This window comes from Bacillus sp. XT-4 (genome assembly GCF_050864245.1).
Lineage (GTDB): Bacteria > Bacillota > Bacilli > Bacillales > Bacillaceae > Bacillus > Bacillus altitudinis.
Genome location: NZ_JBPAFI010000001.1, coordinates 905,472 through 921,579, shown reverse-complemented (window position 1 = coordinate 921,579; position 16,108 = coordinate 905,472). Strand labels below are relative to the sequence as shown.

The 16,108-nt window shown below is 41.3% G+C and carries 16 protein-coding genes; 9 read left to right on the top strand and 7 right to left on the bottom strand.

What is annotated here, in order from left to right:
- Positions 1 to 18: 18 nt before the first annotated feature.
- Positions 19 to 1,518 carry an extracellular solute-binding protein gene (locus tag ACRRMM_RS04810; RefSeq protein ID WP_007501870.1) on the top strand — a complete coding sequence of 500 codons (1,500 nt, stop codon included), beginning with the start codon at positions 19 to 21 and terminating at the stop codon, positions 1,516 to 1,518.
- A 43-nt stretch (positions 1,519 to 1,561) separates the two neighbouring features.
- Here ACRRMM_RS04810 and ACRRMM_RS04805 read toward each other — a convergent pair whose 3' ends face one another.
- Together ACRRMM_RS04805 and ACRRMM_RS04800 are read right to left on the bottom strand one after the other, a co-directional pair.
- A complete protein-coding gene (locus ACRRMM_RS04805) occupies positions 1,562 to 2,401 on the bottom strand; it encodes an aldo/keto reductase (RefSeq protein ID WP_019743701.1) in 840 nt (279 codons plus the stop codon).
- 13 nt (positions 2,402 to 2,414) lie between these two features.
- Complete coding sequence (locus ACRRMM_RS04800) at positions 2,415 to 3,602, bottom strand: MFS transporter (protein WP_428828569.1); 1,188 nt, start codon at positions 3,600 to 3,602, stop codon at positions 2,415 to 2,417.
- Between the two features lie 154 nt (positions 3,603 to 3,756).
- Here ACRRMM_RS04800 and ACRRMM_RS04795 point away from each other — a divergent pair, with 154 nt between their 5' ends.
- Positions 3,757 to 4,128, top strand: coding sequence for a winged helix-turn-helix transcriptional regulator (locus tag ACRRMM_RS04795; protein ID WP_008343017.1), 372 nt, complete (start codon positions 3,757 to 3,759; stop codon positions 4,126 to 4,128).
- Between the two features lie 35 nt (positions 4,129 to 4,163).
- Here the strand turns inward: ACRRMM_RS04795 and ACRRMM_RS04790 are convergent, their stop codons facing one another.
- On the bottom strand, positions 4,164 to 6,464 hold the full coding sequence (locus tag ACRRMM_RS04790) for a helix-turn-helix domain-containing protein (RefSeq protein ID WP_019743703.1): 2,301 nt from the start codon (positions 6,462 to 6,464) through the stop codon (positions 4,164 to 4,166).
- A gap of 231 nt (positions 6,465 to 6,695) precedes the next feature.
- On the opposite strand from ACRRMM_RS04790, the gene ACRRMM_RS04785 reads away from it, so the two are divergent.
- From ACRRMM_RS04785 to ACRRMM_RS04755, 7 genes are all read left to right on the top strand, one after another.
- On the top strand, positions 6,696 to 7,661 hold the full coding sequence (locus tag ACRRMM_RS04785) for an ABC transporter permease (RefSeq protein WP_008343019.1): 966 nt from the start codon (positions 6,696 to 6,698) through the stop codon (positions 7,659 to 7,661).
- An 18-nt stretch (positions 7,662 to 7,679) separates the two neighbouring features.
- A complete protein-coding gene (locus ACRRMM_RS04780) occupies positions 7,680 to 8,792 on the top strand; it encodes a glycoside hydrolase family 88/105 protein (RefSeq protein WP_039168377.1) in 1,113 nt (370 codons plus the stop codon).
- Positions 8,789 to 9,313 (top strand): lipoprotein YteS, encoded by a 525-nt coding sequence (locus ACRRMM_RS04775; protein WP_428828568.1) that lies wholly within the window; start codon positions 8,789 to 8,791, stop codon positions 9,311 to 9,313. The genes ACRRMM_RS04780 and ACRRMM_RS04775 overlap by 4 nt, the downstream gene beginning before the upstream one ends.
- An 18-nt stretch (positions 9,314 to 9,331) precedes the next feature.
- The gene (locus ACRRMM_RS04770) at positions 9,332 to 10,621 is read left to right on the top strand and encodes a Gfo/Idh/MocA family protein (protein ID WP_428828567.1); all 1,290 of its coding nucleotides are present in this window, start codon (positions 9,332 to 9,334) and stop codon (positions 10,619 to 10,621) included.
- Positions 10,622 to 10,645: 24 nt separating this feature from the next.
- Positions 10,646 to 11,329: a YesL family protein gene (locus ACRRMM_RS04765; protein WP_007501858.1), complete on the top strand. Its 684-nt coding sequence runs from the start codon at positions 10,646 to 10,648 to the stop codon at positions 11,327 to 11,329.
- A 54-nt stretch (positions 11,330 to 11,383) separates the two neighbouring features.
- Positions 11,384 to 11,695, top strand: coding sequence for a rhodanese-like domain-containing protein (locus ACRRMM_RS04760; protein ID WP_428828566.1), 312 nt, complete (start codon positions 11,384 to 11,386; stop codon positions 11,693 to 11,695).
- 101 nt (positions 11,696 to 11,796) lie between these two features.
- Positions 11,797 to 11,979: a sporulation protein Cse60 gene (locus ACRRMM_RS04755; RefSeq protein ID WP_003217582.1), complete on the top strand. Its 183-nt coding sequence runs from the start codon at positions 11,797 to 11,799 to the stop codon at positions 11,977 to 11,979.
- 182 nt (positions 11,980 to 12,161) lie between these two features.
- Here the strand turns inward: ACRRMM_RS04755 and ACRRMM_RS04750 are convergent, their stop codons facing one another.
- The 4 genes from ACRRMM_RS04750 to ACRRMM_RS04735 form a co-directional block, all read right to left on the bottom strand.
- The gene (locus ACRRMM_RS04750; RefSeq protein ID WP_017358334.1) at positions 12,162 to 12,686 is read right to left on the bottom strand and encodes a CbrC family protein; all 525 of its coding nucleotides are present in this window, start codon (positions 12,684 to 12,686) and stop codon (positions 12,162 to 12,164) included.
- 134 nt (positions 12,687 to 12,820) lie between these two features.
- Complete coding sequence (gene opuD, locus ACRRMM_RS04745) at positions 12,821 to 14,353, bottom strand: glycine betaine transporter OpuD (protein WP_008343026.1); 1,533 nt, start codon at positions 14,351 to 14,353, stop codon at positions 12,821 to 12,823.
- A 140-nt stretch (positions 14,354 to 14,493) separates the two neighbouring features.
- Complete coding sequence (locus tag ACRRMM_RS04740; RefSeq protein ID WP_008343027.1) at positions 14,494 to 14,691, bottom strand: hypothetical protein; 198 nt, start codon at positions 14,689 to 14,691, stop codon at positions 14,494 to 14,496.
- Entirely contained in the window at positions 14,688 to 15,959 is a 1,272-nt protein-coding gene (locus ACRRMM_RS04735; RefSeq protein WP_428828565.1) for an NAD(P)/FAD-dependent oxidoreductase, read from the bottom strand. The genes ACRRMM_RS04740 and ACRRMM_RS04735 overlap by 4 nt, the downstream gene beginning before the upstream one ends.
- Between the last annotated feature and the right edge of the window lie 149 nt (positions 15,960 to 16,108).

Here is a 16,108-nt window from a genome sequence, read left to right as displayed (position 1 = left end):
GAATAACGGAGGGATCTTATGGGGAGAAAGAAATTATGGCTGATTGCCTTTGTTTTGTTATTTGCCGCAAGCGGTATTCTGTCAGCTTGTTCAAGTAAAGGGGCAAGCTCATCAGATGAAAAGGTTGATTTAGACAAAAAGGTGAAGCTGTCATGGATGGCGATTTTGTATCATCAGCAGCCGCCAAAAGATTCAGTGTTAGAAGAGATTGAGAAGCTCACAAATACAGAGCTTGATATTACGTGGGTGCCTGATGCGGTGAAAGAAGACCGTTTAAATTCAGCACTTGCCGCAGGGAACCTCCCGCAAATTGTGACGATTCAAGACATTAAGAATTCATCTGCTATCAATGCGTTTAGATCAGGCATGTTCTGGGAAATCGGTCCATACTTAAAGGATTATCCAAATTTAAGTAAGATGAACGAACTGATAAATAAAAATGCCTCTATCGATGGGAAGCTTTATGGCATTTATAGAGAGAGACCACTTTCAAGACAAGGGATTGTCATTCGAAAGGATTGGCTTGAAAATTTAAATTTGGATACACCAAAAACGCTGGATGACCTTTATGAAGTAGCCAAGGCATTTACTGAAAAAGATCCGAACAAAAATGGCAAGGACGATACAATTGGTTTTACAGACCGTAACGATTTGATTTACGGTGCATTTAAAACGCTTGGTTCTTATGAAGGCATGCCAACAGATTGGAAAGAGGAAAACGGCAAATTTACGCCAGACTTTATGACAGATGAGTATATGAATACAATGAAATATATGAAAAAGCTGCGTGACAATGGCTATATAAACAAAGACTTCCCAGTCACAAGCAAAACGCAGCAGCAAGAATTGTTCTCACAAGGAAAAGCGGGTATCTATGTAGGAAATATGGTAGATGCAGTGAACTTAAGAGATGATGCAACAGATAAAAACATGGAAGTGGATATTATCAACCGAATCAAAGGCCCAGATGGAAAAGAACGTGTATGGGCATCAGGCGGCCATAATGGCATCTTCGCCTTCCCAAAAACAAGCGTCAAATCAGAAGCAGAGTTAAAGAGAATTTTGGCTTTCTTTGACCGAATTGCAGAAGAAGACGTGTATGGTCTCATGACATACGGGATTGATGGAAAGCATTATAACAAACAAGATGGAAATACATTTGTGAGGGAAGAAAGCCAAGTGAAAAGCTGGCAGACAGATGTACAGCCGCTTGTCAGCCTCGTAGGGATTGATAAACGTTACTTGAAAAATAAAGGCGATGCAGTTCGTACAAAATATGAAGAGCTGGAAGAAGACAATAAAAACATCATTGTCGCTAACCCTGCTGAAAGCCTGTATTCAGAAACAGCATCAGAGCGAGGAAATGAATTGAAGAAAATCATCGATGATGCGACCTATAAGTTCATTCTTGGTGATATCAACGAAGAACAATTTAAGAAAGATGTAGAGAAGTGGAAATCAAATGGTGGAAATAAAATCATAGAAGAATATGAAGCTTCCTTTAAAAAATCAAAATGATGAACATGAAGACCCCCGCTTAGTAAAAAGCGGGGTGTTTTCATTAAAAATCGAAGTTGTCTGGATCAGGACCAATTCGTTTATTTTCATTTAAGTCAGACAGGCGCTTCATATCCTCATCAGATAGGACAAAATCAAAAATATCGGCATTTTCTTTTAAACGATGGGCTTTCGTTGATTTAGGAATCGTAATGACGCCTTTTTGCACATCCCAGCGCAAAATAATTTGAGCAGGTGTTTTGCTGTATGTGCCTGCAAGCTCCATGATCAGCGGGTGGTGCAGCAGCTCTCCCTGCATAAGTGGTGACCAGGCTTCCATTTGGATGCCATGTGTTTTCAAATACGTAAACAGCGTTTCTTGCGTGAGTTTTGGATGAAACTCGACTTGATTAATTGCTGGAATGATGTCCGCATCTTTCAATAATTCGTCTAGATGATGCGGCTGAAAGTTACTCACACCGATGGCTCTGACTTTTCCTTCACGGTATAGCGTTTCAAGTGCGCGCCATGCTTCCTTGTATTTCCCTTCAACTGGCCAGTGAATTAAATACAGATCAAGGTAATCAAGCTGAAGTTTTTTCAGGCTGTCTTCGTATGCTTTTAGTGTCGCTTCATATCCTAAATCGGCATTCCACACTTTGGATGTCACAAAGATGTCTTCGCGGCGAAGGCCTGTTTCTGCTAGACCAAGTTGTATGCCTCGTCCAACACCTTCTTCATTGCCGTAAATAGAAGCTGTATCAATACTGCGATATCCTAATTGAATGGCTGTTTTAACAGCTTCAATTAATTCCGTTCCCTCTTCAACCTGAAAGACCCCAAGACCAAATCCTGGCATGCGGACCCCGTTGTTTAATGTTTTTGTACTTTGTAAATTGTTCATATGAAAGACTCCTTTACATGGTTTGTTTGTATTCTTTTTGTTCGATTTGATGACTCACCATTGTGAGTAAGGCAGCCATGAGCACCATGATGCCGCCAACCCAGCCGGTATGCACAAGCCCAAGGGTATCTGTCACGATGCCGCCTAAAAATGAACCAATGGCGATACCTGCATTAAAGGCAGCGATATTCAGAGCGGAAGCAACGTCGACAGCTCCAGGTGTATACCTTTCTGCAAAATCAACGACGGCAACTTGAAGGCCGGGGACATTCATGAAAGCAAACAGTCCCATCAGCATCACAGTTCCAATCCCGAGTGTCATAAATCCAGCAGTAAAGCTAAGGATAAACAAGATGAGACTTTGAATGATAAACATATAAATCAGTGCCTTCATTGGCTGTTTATTCGCTGCTTTTCCGCCAATGACATTCCCAGCGGCGATGGTCATTCCGTATAACAGCAGGATCAATGCAACTGTTCCAGGCGCAAGACCTGTCACATGCTGCAAGAGAGGGGATAAATAGGTGAAGACGACAAAAGTTCCTCCATACCCTGTAGCAGTAATGACAAATAAAAGCAACATTCTTTTCGACTTTAATAAGGCTGCTTGATCCTTAAACGTTGTTTTCACGCCCTGTTTCAATTGAGACGGAACAAGGAAATAGTTAGAAATCAGTGCGATTAGGCCAATCATGACAATCACACCAAATGACGTCCGCCAGCCGAGCTCATTACCAAGAAACGTACCGAATGGCACACCTGTCACAGTAGCGACTGTTAAACCAGTGAACATAAAGGCAATAGCGCTTGCCCGCTTTTCTTTCACCACAAGGCTTGCGGCAATGGTCGAGCCTATCGACATAAATACGCCATGTGATAGGGCTGAAATCACTCGTCCGATTAAGAGTACAGAAAAAGTCGGGGCAATCGTGGCGAGTGTATTTCCGATCAAAAAGACGAGCATAATGAGCAGAAGCAATGTCTTTTTTTTCATCGTTGACGTAAGTGAGGTTAGAATTGGTGCGCCAAAGGTAACACCGAGCGCATATAAAGAAACGGTCCATCCGGCCTGACTGACACTCACGCCAAAGTCTTCTGAGATCATCGGCAGAAGACCTACAGAGATAAATTCAGTTGTACCTATAGCAAATGCACTAATCGCTAGTGCGAGAAGGGCAAAGTGATTTTGTTTGTTTTGCATCGTGATTCACATCCTTCTTTCATAACATTTTGATAGACGAAGCCGATCGGCAAGAGTTATTATCTAACATAGATGACAGAAAAAAAAGTACGTACTTTTTTGTAATATAGGTACTAAAAAGTGCCTGTACAGCATCAAAAGGAGTGAAGCGACGTTGGAAAAGAAGAAATATAATATCTCTGTGGAAGCAACGCTTGAGGTGATCGGCGGGAAATGGAAGTGTGTCATTTTATGTCATTTAACACATGGGAAAAAGCGGACGAGTGAACTGAAGCGCCTCATGCCAAATATCACGCAAAAAATGCTCACACAGCAGCTGCGAGAGCTTGAAAATGACGGTGTGATTAACCGCATTGTATATGAACAAGTGCCGCCTAAAGTGGAGTATGAATTAAGTGAATACGGACAGTCACTTGAGCGAATTTTGAATGCGTTATGTGATTGGGGGGCAGCCCATATTGAACGAGTGTATGGCGAGCCGCTTTCAGTGCTGGAAGACAGTATTCTAAATGAACAGTTTAAATAAAAAAGTCCCGCTTCTTGTGAGAGCGGGACTTTGCTTTATGTGCCTTTTTTCTGATCACGGTATTTCCCAGGTGTCGTGCCTTCCAGCTTTTTAAAGGAACGGATGAAATTTTGCGGATTTTTGTATTTTAGCTTTTCCGAAATTTCTTTCACCGACATATCCGTCTCCACCAACCAGTTTTTGGCGACATGATGTCTGTAAGACGAGAGATATTCACTAAAGGAGATATCCATTTCCTTTCTAAAAATACTACTTAAATAATTTGGATTGTAGTGCAGGCGTGTAGCGATTTCGTCCAATGTCAAATCTGAGTCAAATTCTTGATGAATGATATGAATGATTTTCTCTGAGATATTTTTATATTGAGAGTCTTCACGCGCGCCGAGCTGATCAATGATGGGTCGAATGATCTCATGTTTCAGCCACGCTTCTGTATCTTCAAACGTTTTAAACTCAAAGATCGTATCATAGAGCATTTTATTATCTTCGACTTCAAACAATTCAATGCCTAGCAAATGCATCAGCTCGATGAGATTGTTTAAAAAACGAGCGAGAGCAATCTGGTACTCATGTGGTCCAGCATTTTTAGAAAAAATGGATTGCAGAAGCACATGTAAATAGTGATCTGCCTTACCTTGATCGCCTGCTTTAATGGCATCAAATAAATCATGCTGCAGCTGTTTTGGGAAATGAGTCTTAAACGTCTTTCCTTGCTGAATGTGCTCGTATAAAAGAATGGATTTTTTCTCTGCTTTGAGTCTGTATTTTAGGGCTTCTTTTCCTTCAATATAAGCATGTTTGGCCATAGAGAGCTCTTTAAATGAGCGACTGATCCCAATGCTGATCGACAAGCCCAGCTCTTCCTCAATTCGCTGCTGAATTGTTTCGGCTAATTGATTTAAATATTCAGTAAATTCCTCTTCTGACTTCGATTGATTGAGAACAATCGTCGTTTGATGCTGATTGACAACGGTCGGCTGAAGGTGCTCCTCTAGCGGAATAATCTGCTCAATCAGTCCATTTATCGCAAATAAAAGCAAGTCTGCATCCTTTTTTTCATACGGCGTTCCTTTTAGTGTATCGATTTGGGTCACAAGCATGGATAAATGGGACCAGTCACGAGGAAAGCCTAGACTTTGAAATCGGTTGTGAATCTCTTCTTCCGTCAGCTTGCCAAGCAGCAGCCGCACCATAAAGTATTGCTGTAAGTGTGTTACTTGCTGTTCAATCCGTTCCTCTAGATCATTGTTTTGATCTTTCATTTGTTTAATGCTCGATTCGATGAGCTCAAATTCATTTTGGAAAGGCTGTTTATGCAAAAAAGACTCATTACGTGCAAAGGATTCGTATAATAAGCGAATCGGTTTATAAAAGTGTCTAGAGCCAAACCATGAAAATAATAATGAAAGCGCTAACAAAATAAAGCAAATAATAAAGGTGATCCACCCGATTGATTTCGTTTGCTGCTTTAGTTCTGGAATGGAGACAAAGGATAAGTATGTCCATTCGTTATAATCTGATTTTTGAAACGTAATTTGATAGTTTAGTTCATCGATTTTCATATCAAATTGTCCGGATCGTTCTTCAAGTGACAGGACATGTTTGACGAAATCTTGATTTTTTAACGAGTCACCAATTTGTTCTTTTCGATTATGTAGCAGCACTTTTCCGTTTGTATCAATGACAAACATACTATCAGATTGAGAGAAGTCAGGCATGTTGTCAGCAATCACGCAGCTTGGAATGCTGGCGACGGCGATCCCCTTTTTTTGGACACTATTCATCGGAAGCTGCTTGATTAAATTCACATTGTATTTGCAAAAGGATGTCTTTCCTTCTTTTGTTGAGACAAGTGGATTATTTTCTTCAAGTGCCCAGCTGGAATGACTCGGAATATTGAGGTAAGAGGTTAACGCTTTCTCTTGATCCCCGTTTGAGACATGATAAAGACCAGAATTGTTCATATACCAATCTTCCATTTTACTAACAAGTGTAATATTGGAGAGATCGGTGTCGAAGGTTTGCAGGTAATTCAGTTCTTGCTGGACTTGATTATAAAGTTGGAATTGATCTGGATTTAAAGGTTCTGCCAGTGTTTGAAGGAGAGGCGGCGAACTGACATAGTGAGTGAGAGAATGATCTACTGTCTTTAGAATATGCTCAATATTGGATTGCGTTTGTTTGACGCTGTCCAGCTTTTCATTTGAAATATTTTCGAGTGCAGTTTTTTGCGAATGCTGATAAGAAAAAATACCGACAATAATAACAGGAATTGTACTAAGCACGAAAAAAAACGTCACCAGCTTGTAATAAAATTTATACTGCTTTCTTTTCATAAAACCCCCCATTTCAAACGAAACAATCTTTTCCCCTTAGTTTATTAATCCAAAAATCTGGTAGGTTTGTCAATAATCATTTTCTGAGATTAGGATCATTTTCTTATGTTTTATGTAACGTTTTGAGTAGCTTCCCCTGAGTAAATATGATCTGATGATATGATTGTAGACGGATTTTTCATCCTTAAGATACAGTTAACACATGCATCAGCATGAGGGGAGGCTTTATCTGTGAAAACACAGGATGTCACTGCCAAGGGTGTGCCTGCGGCAGCTTTGAAAAAAGAAAAGAGAAAGCGCTTACTTAACCAATTACTTAGTCAAAAATTTCTGTATTTAATGATTTTGCCAGGGCTCCTTTATTTTCTTGTCTTTAAATATGTCCCTATGTGGGGGCTGATCATTGCCTTTCAAGATTACCAGCCGTTTCTCGGAATTCTTGGCAGTGAGTGGGTTGGCTTCAAACACTTTATTCGCTTATTTACAGAACCAACATTTTTCATCTTATTAAAAAATACGCTCATTTTATTTGCCATGAATGTCGTGATTTTCTTTCCGATTCCAATCTTATTAGCCCTTCTTTTAAACGAGGTCAGATTGGCACTGTTTAAGAAATTTGTTCAGACAATGATTTATATTCCTCACTTCATGTCATGGGTGATTGTCGTGTCCTTATCTTTTGTTTTGTTAACGGTAGATGGCGGGTTAATCAATGAATTGATTGCTTTCTTCGGAGGAGAAAAGATTAACTTCCTTCTTAGTCAAGAATGGTTTAGGCCCATGTACATTTTGCAGGTAATCTGGAGAGAAGCGGGTTGGTCAACCATTATTTATCTTGCAGCGATTACAGCAGTAGATCCGCAGTTATATGAAGCAGCAAAAATGGATGGAGCCGGCAGACTCAGACAAATGTGGCACATCACCCTTCCTGCGATTAAAAGTGTCATTGTTGTACTGCTCATTTTAAAAATCGGTGATACATTAGAGCTTGGATTTGAACATGTCTATTTATTACTCAATGCGACCAACAGGGAAGTTGCAGAGATTTTTGATACGTATGTGTATACAGCTGGTCTGAAGCAAGGGCAATTCAGCTATAGTACTGCTGTTGGTTTATTTAAAGCAGCCGTTGGACTTATTTTGGTCATGATGGCAAACCGTTTAGCGAAGAAGTTTGGAGAAGAAGGGATTTATTAAAAGGGGAGATGAAGACCAATGACATTATCGATTGAAAAGGGATCACCGCTTGAGCATGCAGAGAAATTAGCACAAACAATAATGAAAGCGTATACACCGATTGAACTTCCGCCAGCTGGAAGGTGGCACTATCATCAAGGGGTTTTCCTTTGCGGAGTGATGAAGCTTTACGAAGCAACAGAAAACGAGGCGTACTTTGATTATGTGAAAAATTATGCTGACTCACTCATTGATGACCATGGGAATCTGTTATTCCGCAGAGACGAGCTTGATGCCATTCAAGCAGGGCTCATTTTATTCCCGCTGATTGAAAGAACGGGAGAGAAGCGGTATGTGAAGGCAGCGGAAAAGCTTCGGGGGCTTTACCGGACGCTGAATCGCACGTCTGAGGGCGGTTTCTGGCATAAAGACAATTATGCTTATCAAATGTGGCTAGATGGTCTTTATATGGGTGGGCCTTTTGCTTTAAAGTATGCCCAGTTGACAGGAGAATCGGAGCTGGTGGACATGGTCATCCATCAAGAGCATCTCATGAGAAAGCATACCAAAGATGAAAAAACGGGCCTTTACTATCACGCATGGGATGAGCGGAAAGTGATGCCATGGGCTGATCAACAGACGGGCTGTTCCCCAGAATTTTGGGCAAGATCCTTTGGCTGGTATGTCCTTGCGTTAGCCGATATGATCGAAGATTTACCAGAAGGACATGAAGGACGAAAAGTGTGGAAGGACACACTGACAGATATGCTGGAAAGTGTGGCAAAATATCAGGACGACGAAACGGGTCTATGGCATCAAATCATTGATAAAGGAAGTCATAGCGACAACTGGCTTGAAAGCTCAGGGTCATGTCTATTCATATATGCGATGGCAAAAGCCATGAATGAAGGATATGTCAGTCTTCGATATGTTGATCATGTGGTCAAAGCGTATCAAGGGTTGATTCAGTATAAAACGGAGGAAAAAGACAACGGCGATTTTACAGTGAACGATATTTGTATTGGAACATCTGCGGGATTTTATGACTATTACGTTGGCCGAGAGCGGAGCACGAATGATTTGCATGGAGCAGGCGCTTTTATTATGGCGTTAACTGAACTAGAAAAGCTGTCTGTGTTTCAAAAGGTATGAGGCGGCATCAAAGGGCTGCGGCATGGCTCCTCAGCTTCATCGCTGCCTTTTATTTGTCCGCCTGTCAGGGGAAAACAGAGGGGATTGATGTCCTTATTTTTTCTGACATGTCAAAAGCAGTGAAAGACCAATTAGTGGAGAAAGCTTTTCAACCAAATCAGGAGACATACGATGTTCACATCTTCCCTGCAATTCCTGAAAAACTTCTTGTTGAAATTACTGCAAAAGAGGGGGACGTGATGTTTGTCCCGGAAGAAATGTTTAGAACATATGATGATCCTGAAAGCTTTCAGCTGCTTGAAGAGATGCGGGTAGATGGCGAAGGGGTAGGACCATATACGGTAGAAGATGCAAAGACGGGAAATACAGTCGATTATGCGGTCCAAATCAAGAAAGGAACAAAGCAGCTAAATGGCTATACCTTTCGGTTACACCGAGATATGGTCGCCTTCATACCTGTGTATGCGGAGAAATCTAAAGAGGCACTGTCTCTCATGAAGCAGCTTCGTGAAAACCAATAGAAAAAGGGGTGGGGGAATGTGAAAAGGGTCGCCGTTTGCGGGCTCAGTCACCGCGCTTTCAATATGTTTATCAAACCGCTCACCGAGGATTTCAACGAGCATTACAGGATTACAGGGCTCCTAGATGTAGATGAGAAGCGGTATACACTTTGTCAGGAGCGTTTTCCATCACTAAGGGGCGTCTCATTTTTTTATGAGGATGAATTTGGTCAGATGGTGAAGGAAGCAAGACCAGATATCGTCATTGTGGCGGGGCGAGATGATACACATGTCACATATATCCTGCAGGCACTGGATCATGATCTGGATGTCATAACGGAAAAGCCGATGGTCACAACAGTAAAAGACGCCAAACAGGTGATGGAAAAAGAGGCAGAAAGCAAAGGGAAGGTCACCGTCACCTTTAATTATCGCTACAATCCATTCCACCGAAAGATAAAAGAGCTTATTTTAGATGGAAAGATTGGAAGGGTCACGTCTGTTGAGTTAAGCTGGCTCATTGATACGTATCACGGAGCCAGTTATTTTAAAAGGTGGAACCGCTCGCGTCAATATTCAGGCGGTCTGTCTATTCATAAATCGACCCATCACTTTGACTTGGTCAACTGGTGGATTGATCAAAAGCCGAAGCAAGTATTTGCCTATGGCGCACTGAATTATTATGGGGATGAAAGTCCTTGGAATCCTTTGCAGGGTGAAGAGAATCGATATTGTGGAACGTGTCATGTAAGAGATACCTGTCATTATGAAGCAAGGTGGAATCCGCGGGTAGAGCGCACAAAGGTGGAGGATGACCATATTGAATCAGGTGAGCAGCAGTCAAAGCAATACTCAAATTATCGCCCGGATGCCTGTATTTTTGATCAAGAAATTGATATTGAGGATACATACGTGGCGTCAGTGGCTTATGATCAGGGGGCTTTGTTAAGTTACTCGATTCAATTTTCAGCGCCATATGAAGGCTACCGGCTTGCAATTAACGGGACGAAGGGACGGATTGAAACAAATGAGTTTCATGTGCCATCGAGAATCCCATTTCAATTCCCTGAACAGACAATTGCATACTACCCGATGTTTGGTGGAAAAGAAACGATTGAAGTTGTGAAGCAATCAGGTGGTCATGGAGGCGGAGATCCGCTATTATTAGCAGATTTATTTTTAGGAAAAGATCCGCTCATTCCTTATGACATTTCGGCAGGAGCAGAGGCGGGTGCTTATTCCATTGCACTTGGCGAAGGCATGTGGCGATCAGTTGCAGAAAAACGCCCGATTGAAATAGAAGAATTGTTTCAAAAAGAGATGGTGTAACGAGAAAGAGAGGAGGGACGAGAGATGGATCATGATGGATCAATGAGCAGAATGCTGCGCATGTGTGAGTGGGTGATGAGACTTGCCTATACGAATTTGTTATGGCTTTTGTTCACTTTACTTGGGCTTGGAATCTTTGGCTTCATGCCTGCAACAACAGCGTTATTTTCTGTGATGAGAAAGTGGATACAAGGGCATGAGCAAGTCAGCGTCTTTCAAACCTTTTGGAAAGTATACCGCGAAGAATTTGTACGCTCTAATGTCATTGGAGTGGTGCTGGTCATCATCGGGACAATTATTTATGTAGACCTTGCTTATATTTATCCAACGAGCTGGTTTTTACACGTGCTTCGCTTTGCGATCTATATCTTTGGTTTCCTGTTTATTGTCAGCTTGTTTTATATCTTTCCGCTGCTGGCTCATTATGATTGGAAAAAGCGTCTTTATTTGAAATTTTCCCTTCTGCTTGGCATCTCGTATTTGCAATATACGCTCTCTATGCTCGTTTTCTCGGCGGTTCTCTTTATCCTATTTGCTTATTTGCCAGGGATCGTGCCGTTTTTTAGCATCAGCATTCTCGCATATGGCCACATGTGGCTAGCCTATCAAGTGTTTAAAAAGATAGAGTTTGAAAGTGAACAGCCGGCAGTTGATGTGAAGAAACGATTCCCGTCTTTCCTTCAATCCAAGCGGGTGAATACGCAGTGATGTGTATGATTTGCTATAATGGTGTCACCGTGATTAAAAGGAGAGATGAGAGTCGTGTCAGTAAAAGAAATTTCAATAGAAGAATTAAAGCAAAAGATAGAGCAAGAAAAAGCCATTCAACTCGTCGATGTGCGTGAGGATGAAGAGGTAGCAGAAGGCATGATTCCAGAGGCAGTCCATATTCGAATGGGCGATATTCCTGAGAAGCTGGATGCGTTTGATAAGACGCAAGAGTATTATATTATTTGCCGTTCTGGTAAACGCAGTGAGAATGTCTGCTATTTCTTAGAAGACCAAGGCTATCAAGCAACCAATGTCGTTGGCGGCATGCTTGCATGGACAGGAGAAACAAAACCGAAGCAGTAAAAAGAAGTCCTTTCATCGACAAGATGGAAGGCTTTTTTTGTTCATATGTCCGTCTCTATTTGCATAAAAATAGAGTAGCAAGAGAAGGGAGAGTGGCATGTGTGCTGAAGGTAGCTGTATTTGATGAAGAACACGAGAAAGATTTGCAAAGCGAAATCAATCTTTTTTTAAAAGGAATGGACGACGACCAAATTATTGACATTAAATACAATGTGGCGGTGATCTGTGAGCAAGGAGGAGAGCAGCTCTACTGTTTTTCAGCGCTCATTTTATATAAAAAATAAAAGGACCTGCTGAAGGGTCCTTTCAGCGTGTAGACAAACCCTCGCATTCGCCCGCAGTCCTGCGTGCTGGTGCTCACGAATGTGAAATTCGCTCCGCGCCAGTACTCGTCCTTCCTAGTCTGCAAAGGTTTTCTATCACGCTGAAAAGAAAAAGGGCTAAAATAAAGGTCCTTTTGCCATGATCAACTAGCGTCAATATGTAAACGATGCTTTTTGCAGTGAACGCATTGAAAGAGATAGCCTTGCAAGTCTCCTCCGTTCACGAGCCATTGTTTCAGGTTCTCTTTTGTGAAATGTCCACCGCTGCAAATCTCTTCAATATCCTCTGAGAGTTCTTCCTCTAAATGCTCAATCTCTTTCCATCCAACATACTGCACAATCGCGCAAAAATCCCCGCAATGGCTTAACCAATATTCCTGCTGCCATCCGCGGTAACCCGGCGTTCTGTAGATCAGTTCATCTATATATTCTTCATGATCGACGTCATCACAACTCACATCGTCTTGAAACATTCCATTATATGTTTGAGCAGCTGATCCATCTTTAATGCACCAAGGACAAATGCCAGAAACGTCTTCAACAGAATAAAAGGGACCATGATATACATAATCTCGTTCTTTCTCACAAACGGGGCATATCGTCTGCTCTTTTTTAATCACATGTAATGAAACTGGGTCTGGGTTGTACTTGAACGTAGGTAACGTCATATAAACCTCCATTATGTAGAAAAGTGATGATTCAACACTATTTTATCGGAATACGCGATGTCATGACAATCTTCAATTATTTCAACGAGAAAAAAAAGCCGTTCGGATGAGGAACGACTTTTCTCTTGTGATGATTATGCTTTTTTTACTCTTGGACTTCTTGGTTTATTGTACTTATTTGCTTGTTTAATCGCTCTTCGTTCTTCATTTAATGATTTGTACAGGGATACAATCATTAAAATGATGACAACAGAGAACGGTAAAGCAGCAAGTTTGGCTGTGTTTTGCAAGGCCTGAAGACCGCCTGAAAATAAGAGCACTGCCGCTACTGCTGACTGGATAATACCCCAGCTGATCTTTACACTATTCGCTGGATTTAATGATCCATAGGTTGTCTGCATTCCGAGAACGAATGTAGCTGAGTCTGCTGATGTGATAAAGAATACCGCAATTAAAATAAGAGCTAGAATCGATGTGATCATTGCCAGCGGATATTCATTTAGTACACCAAAAAGCATGGTTTCCGTAGAAAGGCCTGCAACATCGACAATATTCTTTTGCTGTAAGTCCATCGCAGAAACACCGAAAATAGAGAACCAAAGAAATACAAGGATAGATGGAGCAACTAACACACCAACTAAAAACTCTCGAATGGTTCGTCCACGTGATACACGTGCAATAAAGATCCCGACAAATGGTGCCCAAGAGATCCACCATGCCCAATAAAAGATCGTCCATCCGTTAATCCATTCTCTCTTTTCAGGGTCATTTGGAGATAAGCGAAAGCTCATTTGAACGATGTTGGATAAGTATTGTCCAATAGAGTCAGTAAATGAATTTAAAATATAAACTGTTGGACCTACCAAAAGTAAGAAAAACATCAGAACAGCTGCTAATACCATGTTGATATTACTTAAATATTTAATCCCTTTACCAATACCGCTAAGAGCAGATGCAAGGAAGAGCACCGTCACAATGATGATAATAATCAATTGTGTGCTAAAGGCATTTGGAATGTTAAATAGATAATCCAATCCGCCATTGATTTGTGCTGCGCCTAATCCTAAGCTCGTTGCAACACCAACAACTGTCGCAAACACAGCAATACAATCGATGGTTTTTCCGATCCATCCGTGCGTTTTATCTCCTAAAACTGGCTGCAGTGTTGCACTGATTAAGCCAGGCGCATCTTTTCTAAATTTAAAGTATGCAATGCAAAGCGCAACAATGGCATAGATCGCCCATGCATGAAGTCCCCAGTGGAAAAAAGTATAGCGAAGGGAATCACGGAAGGCTTGTGCAGTTTCAGTGTCACCCGTTGGTGATTGAATCGCATAATGACTGATCGGTTCAGCTGCTCCGTAAAAAACAAGCCCAATACCCATTCCAGCACTAAATAGCATGGCAAACCAAGAAAAAAGACCAAATTCAGGCTCTTCACCTGGCTTTCCTAACGTAATTTTTCCGATAGGGCTAAAGATAAAGAATAGACAAAAGCCGACTAGAAGCGATACGACTAATAAATAATACCAGCCAAAGTCATTTGTAATGTATGTTTGAATTTGATCTGTCACATTTTGCAGTGATTCTGGAGAAAGGGCTCCCCATAGAACGGCAATAAATGTGATAGCAATCACAATCCAAAATACACTTGATACGTTTTTCACACCATCTCACTCTCCTGTTGTTCTACACGTTTAAGCAGAGGATTTTGTTTAATATCCCCTGTCTCAACTATTTTCAAACAAAAAGAGGCGAGTTTCTCACTCGACCTCTATTTTACCGTAACATGTTATGCTTCCATTTATCAACCATCGATATGTGAAGATGACTTTTCTTCAATTCGTTTGCGCAGACGGTAGACATATTCTTTTAAACAAACAGCGAAAATCGTAAACGCTAAAATAATGGCGATTTTTAACGGGGTAATGGACAGCTTCATAAAGAAAGCGGCTGTCAAACTAATGACAACTGCAAGGACAATCGGAAGTGCACGTCTAATCATTGAGATCTCTCCTTTACTTCTAGTGCGGCATTCATGCCAGCTAACCTGCCTGTCACAAGTGCTGACGTAATATTGTAACCGCCTGTGTAACCGTGAATATCTAAAATTTCTCCGCAGAAATAAAGACCGGCCATTTTTTTAGATGCCATTTTCTTCGGTTCAATTTCTTTGACAGAAACGCCGCCCCCTGTAACAAAGGCTTTATCTAAAGAAAGCGTCCCATTTGCATGGACGATGAAATGTTTACAATCATGCGCAAAAGCGCGGAGTTTCTCTTTAGCGAGACCAGAAAATGTCTCCTGCGGATCAATGCCATTTCGTTCTAAAAGGAACAATAAATAGCGCTCTTGCATCCAAGATTTCAGGACATTTTTAATGGCTTTTTTTGGTTCATCTTTTAAATCACGATGAAGCTTTTGGAATAGCTCCTCGTCATTGAGCTTTGGGTATAAATCAATTTGAAGACGGACGGCCAGTTGCTTTTTCAGTTCCTTCACAACAAATCCGCTGCATCTCAGAACGGCAGGACCTGATAAGCCAAAGTGTGTAAAGATCATATCCATGACATGAGTGACGACGGGTTTTCCTTTTTTATTTAAAACACTCACGGCCACACTTCTTAATGAAAGACCTTGAAGCACTTTGTCCTTAATAAAACGCTCGTCTGACGTGACGGGTACTTCTGTTGGGAAGAGCTCTGTAATGGTATGGCCAGCGGCTTCTGCCCATGCATAGCCATCGCCAGTAGAGCCTGTATGAGGCACACTTTTCCCGCCAACAGCAATGACAACGGCATGACTTGAAATTTTTTCATCATTATTTGTAACAATTCCAGCTGCTTGTCCGTCTTGATACAGAACGGTTTTAATCTTTTCATTCGTTCGAATGGTCACATTGAGCACGCGGAGCCTATCTAATAGGGCATCCACAACAGATTGTGCTTTGTTTGAGACAGGGAACATACGTCCATGGTCTTCTTCTTTTAGTTCAATACCTAGATTTTCAAAGAACGAAATAATATCCTCGTTATTGAACTCAGAAAATGCACTATATAGAAAACGTCCGTTTCCGGGAATATGCTTGATAATTTCTTCTACTGGAAGGCGATTGGTCACATTGCAGCGTCCACCGCCAGAAATGGCGAGCTTTCTGCCAAGTTTGTTTCCTTTGTCAATTAACAGAACCGATGCACCGTGTTCTGCCGATGCAATCGCGGCCATCAGTCCAGAAGGTCCACCGCCAATGACAATGACATCATAATGTTTCATGTTACATTCCTCTTTCTACTTTCAGTCATTTCTCTATTATAACGAAGATTGGGGAAGGCTGAAATATGAATTGATTGGTTTTGTGACTTCTGTATTGGATTTGTTACCTGTGCGATGAAATGATGTGTTAAAATAGTTAAGTTGAATAT

Bases quoted from the DNA above. Each gene is read 5' to 3' on its own strand.
- ACRRMM_RS04790 (WP_019743703.1), bottom strand. From the start codon at position 6,464: ATGAAAAGAAAGCAGTATAAATTTTATTACAAGCTGGTGACGTTTTTT.
- ACRRMM_RS04735 (WP_428828565.1), bottom strand. From the start codon at position 15,959: ATGAAACATTATGATGTCATTGTCATTGGCGGTGGACCTTCTGGACTG.
- ACRRMM_RS04740 (WP_008343027.1), bottom strand. From the start codon at position 14,691: ATGATTAGACGTGCACTTCCGATTGTCCTTGCAGTTGTCATTAGTTTG.
- ACRRMM_RS04800 (WP_428828569.1), bottom strand. From the start codon at position 3,602: ATGCAAAACAAACAAAATCACTTTGCCCTTCTCGCACTAGCGATTAGT.
- ACRRMM_RS04805 (WP_019743701.1), bottom strand. From the start codon at position 2,401: ATGAACAATTTACAAAGTACAAAAACATTAAACAACGGGGTCCGCATG.
- ACRRMM_RS04810 (WP_007501870.1), top strand. From the start codon at position 19: ATGGGGAGAAAGAAATTATGGCTGATTGCCTTTGTTTTGTTATTTGCC.
- ACRRMM_RS04765 (WP_007501858.1), top strand. From the start codon at position 10,646: ATGGATCATGATGGATCAATGAGCAGAATGCTGCGCATGTGTGAGTGG.
- ACRRMM_RS04780 (WP_039168377.1), top strand. From the start codon at position 7,680: ATGACATTATCGATTGAAAAGGGATCACCGCTTGAGCATGCAGAGAAA.
- ACRRMM_RS04750 (WP_017358334.1), bottom strand. From the start codon at position 12,686: ATGACGTTACCTACGTTCAAGTACAACCCAGACCCAGTTTCATTACAT.
- ACRRMM_RS04775 (WP_428828568.1), top strand. From the start codon at position 8,789: ATGAGGCGGCATCAAAGGGCTGCGGCATGGCTCCTCAGCTTCATCGCT.